This is a genomic window from Anoxybacillus sp. P3H1B, from assembly GCF_001560855.1.
Classification (GTDB): domain Bacteria; phylum Bacillota; class Bacilli; order Bacillales; family Anoxybacillaceae; genus Anoxybacteroides; species Anoxybacteroides rupiense.
Genome location: NZ_LPUG01000011.1, coordinates 493,971 through 507,593 on the forward strand (window position 1 = coordinate 493,971; position 13,623 = coordinate 507,593).

Annotated in this window: 10 protein-coding genes; all 10 read left to right on the forward strand. The window is 44.4% G+C overall.

The genetic code is table 11. From position 1 onward, the window contains the following. Window positions 1-708: 708 nt before the first annotated feature. A complete protein-coding gene (locus AT864_RS06550) occupies window positions 709-966 on the forward strand; it encodes a PTS sugar transporter subunit IIB (protein ID WP_255357498.1) in 258 nt (85 codons plus the stop codon). Window positions 967-986: 20 nt separating this feature from the next. Beyond that, window positions 987-2,249 carry a PTS ascorbate transporter subunit IIC gene (locus AT864_RS06555; RefSeq protein WP_066147462.1) on the forward strand — a complete coding sequence of 421 codons (1,263 nt, stop codon included), beginning with the start codon at window positions 987-989 and terminating at the stop codon, window positions 2,247-2,249. 281 nt (window positions 2,250-2,530) lie between these two features. Then, entirely contained in the window at window positions 2,531-3,016 is a 486-nt protein-coding gene (locus AT864_RS06560) for a PaaI family thioesterase (RefSeq protein WP_066147464.1), read from the forward strand. A 150-nt stretch (window positions 3,017-3,166) separates the two neighbouring features. Continuing rightward, window positions 3,167-4,426, forward strand: a complete 1,260-nt coding sequence (locus tag AT864_RS06565) for a CdaR family transcriptional regulator (protein ID WP_066147466.1) — start codon at window positions 3,167-3,169, stop codon at window positions 4,424-4,426. Between the two features lie 91 nt (window positions 4,427-4,517). Continuing rightward, a complete protein-coding gene (gene pruA / locus AT864_RS06570; RefSeq protein ID WP_066147468.1) occupies window positions 4,518-6,065 on the forward strand; it encodes an L-glutamate gamma-semialdehyde dehydrogenase in 1,548 nt (515 codons plus the stop codon). Between the two features lie 11 nt (window positions 6,066-6,076). Then, window positions 6,077-6,991 (forward strand): proline dehydrogenase family protein, encoded by a 915-nt coding sequence (locus tag AT864_RS06575; RefSeq protein ID WP_066147471.1) that lies wholly within the window; start codon window positions 6,077-6,079, stop codon window positions 6,989-6,991. 532 nt (window positions 6,992-7,523) lie between these two features. Then, on the forward strand, window positions 7,524-8,744 hold the full coding sequence (locus AT864_RS06580; RefSeq protein ID WP_066147473.1) for an MFS transporter: 1,221 nt from the start codon (window positions 7,524-7,526) through the stop codon (window positions 8,742-8,744). A gap of 497 nt (window positions 8,745-9,241) precedes the next feature. Beyond that, complete coding sequence (speB, locus tag AT864_RS06585; protein ID WP_066147733.1) at window positions 9,242-10,216, forward strand: agmatinase; 975 nt, start codon at window positions 9,242-9,244, stop codon at window positions 10,214-10,216. A 302-nt stretch (window positions 10,217-10,518) separates the two neighbouring features. Continuing rightward, window positions 10,519-11,865 carry an aspartate aminotransferase family protein gene (locus tag AT864_RS06590; RefSeq protein WP_066147475.1) on the forward strand — a complete coding sequence of 449 codons (1,347 nt, stop codon included), beginning with the start codon at window positions 10,519-10,521 and terminating at the stop codon, window positions 11,863-11,865. A 40-nt stretch (window positions 11,866-11,905) separates the two neighbouring features. After that, the gene (locus tag AT864_RS06595; protein ID WP_066147477.1) at window positions 11,906-13,336 is read left to right on the forward strand and encodes a sodium:solute symporter; all 1,431 of its coding nucleotides are present in this window, start codon (window positions 11,906-11,908) and stop codon (window positions 13,334-13,336) included. Window positions 13,337-13,623 lie beyond the last annotated feature (287 nt).

Below are 13,623 nucleotides of genomic sequence, written 5' to 3' on the forward strand. Positions count from 1 at the left end.
TCTGTTTGAGTTTTCGACTTCTGTATGGGTATAAAATGCTGTGGATACGAAGGGGATTTCTATTAAGATTAATATTTTCACCATCATGTCATACATATGAAAATAAGAAAATAGCTCAAGCCGATTTTTATGGCATGTCCCTCTTTCTGTTTTCTTAGGCAAGAGGAGAAGAGCGTTCTCTGCTGACTGACTCGCTTTCTTTAACCCACATTCATTTTATGGATTGTGTTGCATATTGAAAAGCGACGATGGATATGGCTGCATGTAATTGCATAACGGTTACATGACAAACCATCATCAAAAAAAGCAATCGGCCGGGGGATCTAACAAGGTGAAAACATCACGTACGTAAGGTCATCATTTGAGCAGCAGTAACCTCCCGTCTCTATTTAAAAGCGCTTTCATAATAGGCGGCGCTGTTAGGAAATAAAGGCGATCTTATCCGTTTATTTGCAGTGGATCACGCGCACTAGGTATGTGACTTTTGAAATGTATGGTAGATAAAATACAAGAATAATTTTGGGAAGGTCAGCAGTTTGCAGCTTGCTTTATGACCCGTTTATGCGGCCAGGTCTGAACAACCGCCGCTTCTAGCAATCGATCAATGAAACGCTTAACCCTAACCATCGAGTTTCAGTTTCGAATGTGAAAAGGCGAAGTCCCGTTGCGTCTTTAGCAGACGAAAGGAGGTGAAAAGGATGAAAAAAAATTTTGGTGGTCTGCGGCAACAGGCTTGGCAGCAGCTTTATGATCGAGTTAAATGCGAAAAACTCTTTACAGGATCTGGGAATTGAGGCCGATGTGTCCCATACAGATTTAGCTGCAAGCAAAACCGAAAAAGCGGATCTGTACGTCGGTGCGAAGGATTTAATGGATGTCCTTGACGACGGAACAAGGGCAGTCGCTAAACTAGCCAATATTTTCGACATGCAAGAGTTGAAATCCGTCTTACAGCAGTATGTATAAACAACAAGGGGGAGAGGCGGATGTTAGATTTATTAATGAAGGATATTTTGGGATCACCAGCCATTTTAGTGGGGTTGTTCGCGTTTTTGGGGCTTGTGCTGCAAAAAAAGCGTGTTTCTGACATTATTTCAGGAACGTTAAAAACCATTATGGGATTTATTCTTCTCAACGGCGGTGCCGCGATTCTGATCCAATCACTTGATGCGTTTGGCAAATTATTTGAAAAAGCTTTTGCGATTCAAGGGGTCATTCCGAATAATGAAGCGATTGTCGCAATTGCCCAGCAAACATTTGGCAAAGAAACGGCGCTCATTATGCTGTTTGGGATGATTGTCAACCTGCTTCTTGCTCGGTTTACCCGTTTTAAATACATTTTTTTAACTGGACATCATACGTTATTTATGGCTTGCTTAATTTCAGCAGTGTTGGCAACAAGCGGTGTTGCTGGAGCTCTTCTTGTCGTGATCGGTTCGATTATTCTCGGCGCCTTGATGGTATTCATGCCGGCTCTGCTTCAGCCATATATGCGTCAAGTGACCGGGACAGATCAAGTTGCTTTAGGGCATTTTGGATCTGTCGGATATTTTGCGTCTGCATGGATCGGCAAGCGCTTTGGCAATAAAGCGCGCTCTACTGAGGATTTGCACGTACCAAGATCGTTGAGCTTTTTGCGTGATACGTCCGTAGCGATGTCGCTGACGATGACGATCTTATTTCTGATTGTTGTACCATTGGCGGGCAAAGAGTTCGTTGAAACACAGTTAAGCGGCGGCGTCAATTTTCTTGTTTTCTCGTTAATGCAAGGAATTACATTTGCTGCTGGCGTATATGTGGTGCTTGCTGGAGTGCGGATGTTAATTGCCGAGATTGTTCCCGCTTTTAAAGGGATTGCCGATAAAGTCGTAAACAATGCCAAGCCTGCTCTCGATTGTCCGACTGTATTTCCTTATGCACCAAATGCCGTCATTATTGGCTTTTTATCAAGCTTTGTTGCTGGAATGATTTCCATGCTTATTTTGCCGGCTGTCGGTTTAAAGGTAATCGTGCCTGGACTGATTCCCCACTTTTTCACAGGAGCAGCAGCAGGTGTCTTTGGAAATGCTACAGGAGGCAGACGCGGAGCTATTTTGGGGGCTTTTGTCAACGGACTTCTCATTTCGTTCTTGCCGGCGCTTCTTTTGCCAGTTCTTGGGTCGCTAGGGTTTGAAAACACGACATTTGGTGATTCAGACTTTGGTATTGTTGGTATTTTATTGAGCTATTTGATTAAATGGTTTTCGTAAAAAATATCAATCGGTTAAAGGGCTGGCTTACGTTGTGTATCAACGTAAGCCAGCCCTTTTATTAGCCGTTTGCTCTGCAAGACTTACAACTTTGTGAACTTTGATAAAAAATGTGTGTAGCAGATTTCATTCAACGTGAGCAGAAGGGGCCCATTTTTGGAAACAAAGAAGATGACTTCCCATAGGAGCAGCTGACAAACGAAAAATGTACGTCTAAAGATGAATGGAGATTGCTCTGTCTATAGCCGCTCGGCTATACTTAATGGAAAGGGGGAGAGAAGATGGAAGAAAAGGTTGTAAACGTGATTCAAGATGAATATCCGGATGATTTTGCTTGGTGTTATGGCTGCGGTCGTCTTAATGAAAAAGGCCATCATTTTCGGACGGGATGGCAAGGGGAGCAAACAGTGACTATTTATACACCGCGTCCAGAGCATACAGCAATTCCGGGATTTGTATATGGCGGGCTGCTCGCGTCCTTAATTGATTGCCACGGAACCGGTTCAGCAGCATTGGCCCTGCATCGTAAAAATGGCTATGAGCCCGGAGATGGCACAGCCCCGCCGCGGTTTGTAACCGCTTCTTTAAATGTGCAATTTCTGAAGCCCACTCCACAGGGGGTACCGCTCAAAGCGATTGGTACGGTGGAGGAAATACATCCGAAAAAATGGAGAGTGCAGACAGAAGTTTATGCAAATGATGTTCTTTGCGCGCAAGGAGAAGTGATTGCGGTCGTCATGCCAAAGACATTTTTGCCGTCTTCGTGATGCCAACGAATGCAAAAACGCCTGCTGTTTCACTAGAACAGGCGTTTTTTACTGCTAACACAAATGTCGCAAGCATGCAAGCGTATATTGTAAATCAATGAAAGTGTACATACTATCAAAAGGGGTTTTAATGAAGGGAGAATCGTCTGTATGGATGGATCCAAACAAGAGTCACAATGGAATGAAAAAGAGTTTGCTTCTCTTCATGAATTAGCTGATTTTGTCTCCGCCCATGTTCAATGTCCAGTGACCATTGAATCACGTGATTTGGAACTGATGGCTTATAGCGGAAACCACAACGAACCGGATGCGGTGCGCATGAATACCATTTTAAGCAAACGGGCCGCGGCCCATGTTGTCCATTATTTGCATGAAAGTGGTTGGCTTCAGCGCATTGAAGAGGCGAGTGGAGTCGTTAAAATCCCAACATTGACAGAAATTGGACTTGGCCCTCGCACGGTCGCCTGCATCAAAAGCGGGAAAAAAATTTATGGATATTTATGGGTTCAGGAAGCCAGTGACGCATTTGCGGAGGAACATCAGTCTTTTTTGGTGGAGGCGGCGAAGAAAGCGGCGGAATGGTTTGAACAACAAATGAGTGTGACTCGTAAGCGGCAGAAGGAAATGGAACGGATATTGATGAGCTTCATTCGAGAAGGAGCCCCAAGTGACCAAGCTGTAAAGATTGAAGCAGAACTGAGAGGAATCAAACTGCCAAAGGAGTTTGTTGTCGTTCTGTTTCGGGTTTTGCGGTCCGATAGGAAGGAAATCATTCGCCATTATATTATTTTTAGCATGAATGCGTTAAGTGGCTCCACCTTTTTGATCGAAAATCATGAGCAGTTGATTTGCATCATTGGAAATCCCTCTGTTTCCTCTCATACAGCTTTGGACCAAGCTCGGCTGCTGCTTGAAAAATTAGAGAAGGAGTTTCACTGTGATTTACAGCGGGATGTCCTTGTGGGAATCGGCAAAGAGTATCGCAGATTAAAGGATCTGAGACAAAGCTATACAGAAGCAACTGAGGTGATACATATTAAAACGCGACTTCATGAACCGCTTGGCCATTTTTATGAGGAGTTAGGGATTTATCGGCTGCTTCCGGCCATATATGCGCAGCATAAGCGGCAGCGCTATCAAAACGAACAATTGCAGAAATTGAAAAGATATGATATGGAAAATCAAACGACGCTTATCCAAACATTGAAGCAGTATCTTAAAAATGATGGAAAAATTAAAGAAACAGCAGAGGACTTATACATACATCCTAACACATTGCATTATCGAATCAAGCGCATTCAAGCGATTACTGGCATTGATTTTGCTGATTTTGAACAACGAATGATGTTATACATTGATCTCCTCCTTCTCCAATATAAGGATGATATTGTGTTCGACACACAAATATAAGGCTTGATCATTATACCGGAGAAACAAAGAATCTTCTGAATGTATCCATTATAATGAATCATATAAGCTGATCAAGAAGGGGACGATGAGAATGGCTGTACCGTATAAGCATGAGCCGTTTACCGATTTTTCTGTTGAGCAAAATCGGCAAGTATTTCAAGCAGCATTAACCGATGTTCAATCGAAGCTTGGACAAGAATATCCGCTTGTGATTGGGACGCAACGCGTAACTACAGAAGAAAAAATAATTTCGCGCAATCCGGCGAACAAGGCAGAGATTGTCGGCATGGTTTCAAAGGCGACGAAGCAATGGGCGGATAAAGCGATGGAAGCAGCGCTCCAAGCGTTTGAAACATGGCGAAATGAACCTGTTGAAGCACGTGCGCACATTTTATTTCGAGCAGCGGCTATTTTACGCAGAAGAAAGCATGAGTTTTCCGCGCTTTTAGTAAAAGAAGTCGGAAAGCCTTGGAAAGAGGCGGATGCTGATACGGCAGAAGCGATTGATTTTCTGGAGTATTACGCGCGCCAAATGATGAATTTACAGCGCGGCATCCCTGTGGAGAGTCGTCCTGGTGAGCACAATACGTTTCATTATATTCCGCTAGGGGTCGGGCTTATTATCTCTCCATTTAATTTCCCGTTGGCGATTATGGCTGGCACGACTGTAGCGGCTATCGTAACAGGAAATACGGTTATTTTGCGCCCGTCGGACCGTGCGCCTGTCGTGGCTGCGAAATTTGTCGAAATGATGGAGGAAGCAGGGCTGCCAGCTGGGGTACTAAACTATTTGCCAGGCGGCGAAGCGGAGGTTGGCGAATATTTAGTCGAGCATCCAAAGATGCGTTTTATTTCGTTTACTGGTTCACGAGCTGTTGGTTGCCGCATTTACGAACGAGCAGCGATCGTTCAGCCTGGACAGAAATGGCTTAAGCGAGTGATTGCCGAGATGGGTGGAAAAGATGCGATCATTGTGGATCGAGAAGCCGATCTTGAATTAGCGGCACAGTCTATTGTTGCATCGGCTTTTGGCTTTTCCGGACAAAAATGTTCAGCCTGTTCACGGGCGATTATCGTTGAAGATGTGTACGAACAAGTGTTAAACCGCGTGGTCGAGCTGACAAAACAGCTAAAGGTGGGGAATCCAGAAGAGCAGAGCATATTTATGGGACCGGTTATCGATCAAGCGTCATTTGACAAAATTATGGGATATATCGAGATTGGCAAGCAAGAAGGCAGACTGATGGCTGGAGGAGAAGGAGACGATTCAACAGGATTTTTTATCCAGCCAACGATTTTTGCTGATGTCCACCCAAGCGCACGGATTATGCAGGAAGAAATTTTTGGTCCAGTTGTCGCTTTTACGAAGGCAAAGGACTTTGACCATGCGCTTGAAATAGCAAATCATACGGAATATGGATTAACAGGAGCTGTCATCTCGAAAAATCGTGCCCATCTTGAAAAAGCTCGTGAGGAGTTCCATGTTGGCAATCTTTACTTTAATCGCGGCTGTACAGGTGCGATTGTCGGTTATCAGCCGTTTGGCGGCTTTAATATGTCAGGAACCGATTCAAAAGCAGGGGGCCCTGATTATTTAATTCTTCATATGCAAGCAAAAACCGTAAGTGAGGCGTTTTAGGAGGAAAGACGATGTTAGCACAAATCTCAAAAAATATTTTTCTATATGCTTCGCAAAGCAAAGCATTAAATAAAGCAGCTAAAAAATGGGGGCTCCGGTTTGGAGCTTCCCAAGTTGTCGCTGGTGAGACGATTGAAAGCGCTATTGCTAAAGTGAAAGAGCTGAATGAAAAAGGGCTTGTTTGTACGCTTGACCATTTAGGCGAGTTTGTTTCGAGCCGAGAAGAGGCGATTGAGGCGACAGAATATAATGTGAGAACGCTAGAGGCCATTCATAAAGCGGGGGTCAACAGCAATCTCTCTGTTAAACTGACACAACTGGGGCTTGATATTGATTGGCATTTTTGCCTTGACAATATGAAAAGAATTATGGAAACCGCTAAGCGGTGCAATAACTTTGTGCGCATTGACATGGAAGATTCCGCTCATTGTCAGGCGACATTAGATATTTTGCATGAATTGCGCAAAACGTATGACAATGTAGGAACAGTCATTCAGGCCTATTTATATCGCGCGGAGCAAGATGTCAAAGATTTAAAAGGAGTCTCTCTTCGCTTAGTAAAAGGTGCTTACAAAGAACCACCTGAGGTGGCTTATCAGGATAAACAGGAAGTAGATGCCAATTACATGAACATTATTCAACAGCATTTATTAAGCGGAAGCTACACGGCCATTGCTTCACATGACCATAACATTATTGCGAAAGTGAAGCAATTTGCTAAAGAGAACAATATTCCGCGCGACCAATTTGAATTTCAAATGTTGTACGGATTCCGCACCGACATGCAGCAACAGCTTGTGGCTGAAGGATATAAAATGCGTGTATATATTCCGTTTGGCAACGACTGGTTCGGCTACTTTATGCGCCGCCTAGCGGAACGACCACAAAATGTCGCGTTTGCGTTAAAAGGGTTTTTTGGCAAATAAATCGTGAATAGTTGCTTTTCGGAACAGAAAGAACGCAAAAAAAAACGGCTGCTGCGCCATGACTAGGCATGGTGCAGCAGCCGTTTTTTGTGTATGTATTTAGTTAACATGGGCTTCATGAGACTCAGCTAGAGCATCCTTGCTTTTTCTCACACTGGCTGTTGCATGTGTTCGATCGCTGTTCACACCATTTCGCCTGTCATTTCTCAGGGAATGACAAAAAAGCGATCCCTTCACCAAACAAGCTAAGTGCAGCGGCGGCACTTAAGCATGGTATGCTTCTTCAAGAAGTAGTGCCAGCTATCATTTCGTATACATAAGCATTTTTGTATATGTATATCATCACGATAATGACGAGAGGAACATCATAGAAGGTTTCTAAAGCTTCATGCCTAGATGTTAATTTGGAAAGGAAATGCTAAATAATTGAAACATTTGTTAAAAGGAGTATAATGGTAGCTGATGCCTCTCTGTCATTGGTCAGGGAGACTTCTTAGGGAAATGCTTAAATTAATAGAAAGGGAGAGAAAAGATGTATACAAGTGCTCAGCAGGCTGCTCCTGTTCGGATGACAGTCTATCCTATTTTGATTGCCATCAGCATGGGCCATTTGCTTAATGATGCCATGCAGGCCGTTGTCCCTGCGCTGTTTCCGATTTTGGAATCATCGATGAATTTATCGTATATGCAAATTGGTTGGATTGCGTTTACCTTGAATATGACCTCTTCGGTTCTTCAGCCTGTTGTTGGCTTATTTACGGACCGGCGTCATTCCTCATACTTTCTGCCGCTTGGAATGGCTGCGAGCCTGTTGGGAATGGTCGGTTTGGCGCTGTCGCCTAGCTTTCTCTTTGTTTTATTATCGGTATTATTAGTAGGGCTTGGTTCTGCCGTGTTCCATCCGGAGGGAGCAAGGGTGGTCTATTTTGCAGCAGGAGAGAGACGAGGGTTTGCCCAATCGATTTATCAGGTAGGAGGAAATACAGGAAATGCTCTTGCTCCATTGTTTACGGCTCTTATTTTTGTACCGTTTGGCCAAAAAGGGGCCGGATGGTTTACAATGGTGGCACTGCTGGGCATTATGATATTATCTCGCGTATCACGGTGGTATTCTCATAAACTAGAACAGCGAGAGAAAGACCGTGCCCAAAAAACAGTGGTAAAATTGGAAGGGCAAGAGCGGCGACGCGTTCTCTTTGCTTTAATTCTATTAATCTTTTTAGTGTTTACTCGCTCTTGGTATTCGGCCGGTATTTCCAACTATTATCAGTTTTATTTGACTCAATATTACCATATTTCGATACGAGAAGCGCAGCTGTACTTATTTATTTTTATGATCGCTGGAGCGATTGGCACATTTGTTGGCGGCCCGCTTGCCGATCGATTTGGAAAGAAGAATTTAATGCTGTTTTCTACAGTCGGTACCGCTCCGTTCGCCTTGCTGCTTCCGCATCTTCCGCTCGGATGGGCGCTGCCTGCGCTCTTTTTAGCTGGCTTTATTTTATCACTTAGCTTCTCAACTTTTGTCGTGTATGCACAAGAGTTGCTTCCGGGAAATGTCGGAATGGCCTCTGGATTAATTGTTGGTCTTGCGTTTGGAATGGGAGCGTTAGGCGCGGTCGTACTTGGTAAAATTGCCGATACATACACGCTTAAATCGTTGATGTGGATGTGCAGCTTTTTACCACTGCTCGGAGTGTTGACTTATTGGCTGCCGAAAGATAAAGGCCGGTCGGCAGCTTTGGGGCATTAAGAGCAGGAAAGTTGTGAAAAAGCTGAAGGGTGAGGAAGAATCCTAGACAATAAAGGCGGTTCGTAAGCTTCTGCTTGCGAGCCGCCTTTTGCTGTTTGTTGCTCGTTTCATGCCATCTTTCGCTCTTTCCATTTTAGCGGCGCAAATCCAGTATGGCTGATTTTCGCTATATTATTCACAAATCTAGATCGAATGCCCATGGTATCTAAACGTCATGGCAAGACGGAACGAATCATGTCTACAACAAAAAGACTGGGCATGGGTGTGACAAAGGACGTTGAAAAAGGCCAAGCTCCATATGGATGCAAATACTTACATATCAAGCGGCATCGATTATCCCCCCGCTTGATTTTGTAACGTTTGTCTATAACGATAACAAAATGAGGGTAGCTAGTCAAAATATTTCCATTAGCCTTGCCGCGACCGTCCATTTTCCACAGCTCGTTCGTTCTATTTTCAAGCTGCATTTATATATTTTTATAAAGGGAGGGGTTTGTGTGTATCAACCAAAAGATTCATCGCAATCGCCACGCTTTTGTGGCGTTCGCACATTTATGCGGCTAGAGCATGTTCGCACAACGGATAACGTTGATTTTGCGGTGCTTGGTGTTCCGTTTGATACGGCTGCTTCTAATCGAACGGGACAGCGATACGGTCCGCAACACATTCGAAATTTCTCAGTACTGCTTCGTCCGTATAATCCAGATATGGAGATTGATATTTTTCAATACTGCTCTGGAATCGATTATGGTGATATAGATGTTGTTCCTGGAAATGCGCTGCGGACATATGGTCGGATTGTCAAGGAATTGCGTCCTCTTTTGCAAAAAAATATTATTCCCATTATGATGGGCGGAGATCATTCCATCACATTAGGACATTTGCGGGCATTTTATGAACGTTTTGGGCCGATCGCGCTTGTTCATTTTGATTCGCATGGAGATACATGGGACCATTACTATGGAGAGAAGTATATGCATGGTACGCCGTTTCGCCGGGCTGTAGAAGAGGGATTGCTCGATGTGGATCACTCCATTCAAGTCGGTATGCGCGGACCGCTCTATAGCGCAGATGATATCGAGGATGCACGCCGCCTCGGCTTTGAAGTGATTCCGATGAAGGAAGTTCGAAAAACAGGCTTTTCTGAAGTGATGGATCGCATTCATCAACGAGTGGGAGATCGGCCTGTTTTTGTTTCTTATGACATTGATTTTGTTGATCCGGCATTTGCTCCTGGAACCGGTACACCGGAAGTAGGAGGGCCTACAAGTTATGAAGCGCTCGAATATGTGAGAGGACTTGATGGTTTAAACATCGTTGGTTTTGATCTAGTTGAAGTATTGCCTTCATACGATCAGGGTGAAATTACGGCTGTGCTGGCCTCCGCCATTATTTATGAAATGATCACACTCATCGCTTTAAAGAAAAGGCGATCGCATCAAGAGAGACGATCTGGCGTTGCTAGACAATGAAAGGGATGCGGAACAGAAGGATAAAAGGCCCTTTAGCTGGGGGGCCTGATTTTGAGTGGTCGGCAAGAATGAACTTGAAACCTAGGAAAAGCGTGTATTCAGCCAGCATCTAAAGCCCAGTTGATGCAATCATGAACGAGCGGTTGAAGGGATGGCGGATCATCGGCCCTTTCGCTTGAAAGCAACAGGATGGATCAGCATCCTGCAAATGTGGTTGAGAACATTCCTTCCGCGCTGTGTACTGGTATCATCATAGCGGGTTATGAATAAACAAATTTCATTCGCACAAGGGGAGAAAAAAGATGAGAGAAAGCAATTGGATTCATCTATTTCAACAAATGCCGGATTTGCTTGCGCCAACGATGGCAAAAGATCATCCGAATTTGCCAGTTGTAAAGGAGGAAGGCTGCTATTATTACGGGGTGGATGGAAAAAAATATCTTGATTTTACTTCCGGGATCGCCGTAACAAACATTGGCCACCGTCACCCGAAAGTAGTACAGGCGATTAAAGATGCGGCAGACCGTCTGCTGCATGGACCGAGCGGGGTCATCATGTATGAGTCTATTCTTCGTTTGGCCGAAGAGCTCACACCGATTATGCCTGAAGGATTAAACTGTTTCTTTTTTGCTAATAGCGGAACGGAAGCGATTGAAGGAGCGATGAAGCTGGCCAAGCATGTTACGAGACGTCCGTATGTGATATCGTTTACAGGCTGTTTCCACGGGCGTTCCTTAGGATCGCTTAGCGTCAGTACCTCCAAAAGCAAATATCGCCAATATTTGCAGCCAAACGGATTGACGTATCAGCTGCCATACGCGAATCCGAAAACGTGTCCAGACGGTGAAGATCCGGATGTTTATTTGGCTCGTCAACTAGAGAAAGAAGCTGCAGCTTTATTTGCTCATCAAGTGACCCCGGAAGAAGTAGCGTGCATGATTTTAGAACCGGTATTGGGAGAGGGAGGATATATTGTTCCCCCAAAAGGATGGCTTCATAAAGTAAGAGAAATTTGTGACCGACATGGAATTTTGCTTATTTTTGACGAAGTGCAAACAGGATTTGGACGCACGGGGGAATGGTTTGCCGCACAAACATTTGACGTTGTTCCAGATATTATGGCTATTGCGAAAGGAATCGCTTCAGGTCTTCCGCTAAGTGCAACGGTGGCTTCTAAAGAGCTGATGCAGCAATGGCCGCTAGGAAGTCACGGAACAACATTTGGCGGCAATCCGATTGCCTGCGAGGCAGCGCTGGCGACATTAGAAGTATTCAAGGAAGAAAACGTGCTGGAAAATTGCCGGATTGTTGGACAATATGCTCGTGAACGGTTGGATGAGCTCAAAGAAAAACACGCTGTGATTGGCGAGGTGCGCTCGATCGGATTGATGATTGGCATTGAAATCGTTGATCCAATGACAGGGGAACCAAATGGAGAGGGGGTGATGAATATTTTAAATCGCTGTCTGCAAAAAGGGGTTCTTTTCTATTTATGCGGAAATCAAGGAGAAGTTATTCGCATGATTCCACCGCTGACTGTGACGAAGGAGCAGATTGATGATGGCTTGCGCTTGCTGGCCGAGGCGTTAACGGAGTATGAAAACGAAATGGGCTTCCGTTCATTTGAAGCTAAAATGACAGGCAGATAGCGGCGGGTTTCTTGATGAAAACAAGAATGGGGGAATCGGGATGAGCGTCCTTGATACAGGTGTTATTTTGGCTTATTTTCTTCTTTTAATCGTCGTGGGGATTTTAGGAGCGAAAAAAGCGAAAACGGCGGAAGATTACGCGCTTGCAGGCAGAAATCTTGGTTTGTTTATTTACCTTGGTTGTTTATCCGCCGTCATTCTTGGCGGCGCTTCAACGATTGGCACGGCCAAATTGGGGTATCAATTTGGGCTTTCAGGCATGTGGTTTGTCTTTATGATTGGTCTGGGCATCACACTATTAGGCTTGTTTTTTATTAGGCAGATTTACGGAGCGAACGTTACGACGATAAGTGAATTGCTAGGAAGGCGCTACAATCAAGAAGCTCGTTTAATCAGCGCGATTGTGGCGGCGATTTATACCTTAATGGTTTCTGTTACGCAGGTGATCGGAATGGGCAGCATTATACACGCGGTGCTCGGTTGGCCTATGACGACCTCCATGCTTGTGGGAGGTGGCATCGTCCTATTTTATACGATCCTCGGCGGAATGTGGAGTGTAACGATGACAGATATTATTCAGTTTCTTGTGATGACCATCGGCATCTTTTTCATTATGCTGCCGATGAGCTTATCTCGCGTCGGCGGATGGGAGGCGCTCTCTCAACAGCTTTCGGCTTCTCATTTTGATTTTACCTCCATCGGATGGTCCAGCATTTTTCAATACTTTCTATTATATACATTAGGAATGATCGTTTCTCAAGATATTTGGCAGCGAGTATTTACAGCACGAACCACGAAAATCGCTCGAGGCGGAGCGGTGTATGCCGGGGTGTACAGCATTGCGTATGCGTTAGCTTTAAGTATCATTGGCATGTGTGCAGTGATTGTCTTTCCAACCATCAGTGATCCGCAAAATGTATTTGCCAGCATGTCGCTCGCTATTCTTCCACATGGGTTATTAGGTCTCATTTTAGCAAGCGTGTGTTCTGCGCTCATGTCTACCGCCTCAGGAACGCTGCTCGCTTCCTCGACACTGATCTCACACGATATTTTGAAGCAATATTGGCTAAAAAATATGAGCGACCAGCATGTTGTACGATTATCGCGGATCATTACCCTTGTGGTCGGTGTGATCGCCATAATCTTTGCCATTTGGATTCAAGATGTGCTCGTTGCTCTTGACGTGGCTTATGCGATTTTATCAGGTGCCATTTTCGTCCCTGTTATTCTTGGTTTCTTTTGGAAAAAGGCAACAGCGAAAGCAGGGCTGTATTCGATGGTTATTAGCTCACTTGTCGTATTTGCTGGTTTAGCGTTGGAAGGCCTCAGCTCGACGAAACCGATTATGTATGGCATCGTAGCCAGCATCGTATCGATGATTCTATTTTCCTATTGGCGTCCGGCTTCTCATCTTCAGCCCGATCATCAAGTGGTCATCGAAGAATGGGAAGACGAGCAAAAAGTGCTATGAGAAGGCAAACCGTATAAAACAAGCCGGCTTTTATGGAAGCTATGTGCCCGGCTCTCTGTTTGAAAAAAGATGCTGAGATTTAGCATCTTTTTATTTTATTGTCCATATTGATCATCGGCAAAAGAAAGTGGAAGTGTTAAGGAAATCGACGATTGTCGATTCTCTGTATTTTATCAAGCGATCATATAAAATAAACGTTTGATCGTTTATAATGATATAAATGAGAAATGAAGACATTGTCTATAAAAAGAAAATAGAGAACAGGGCATCTTGCTGTCTTTGCGAGA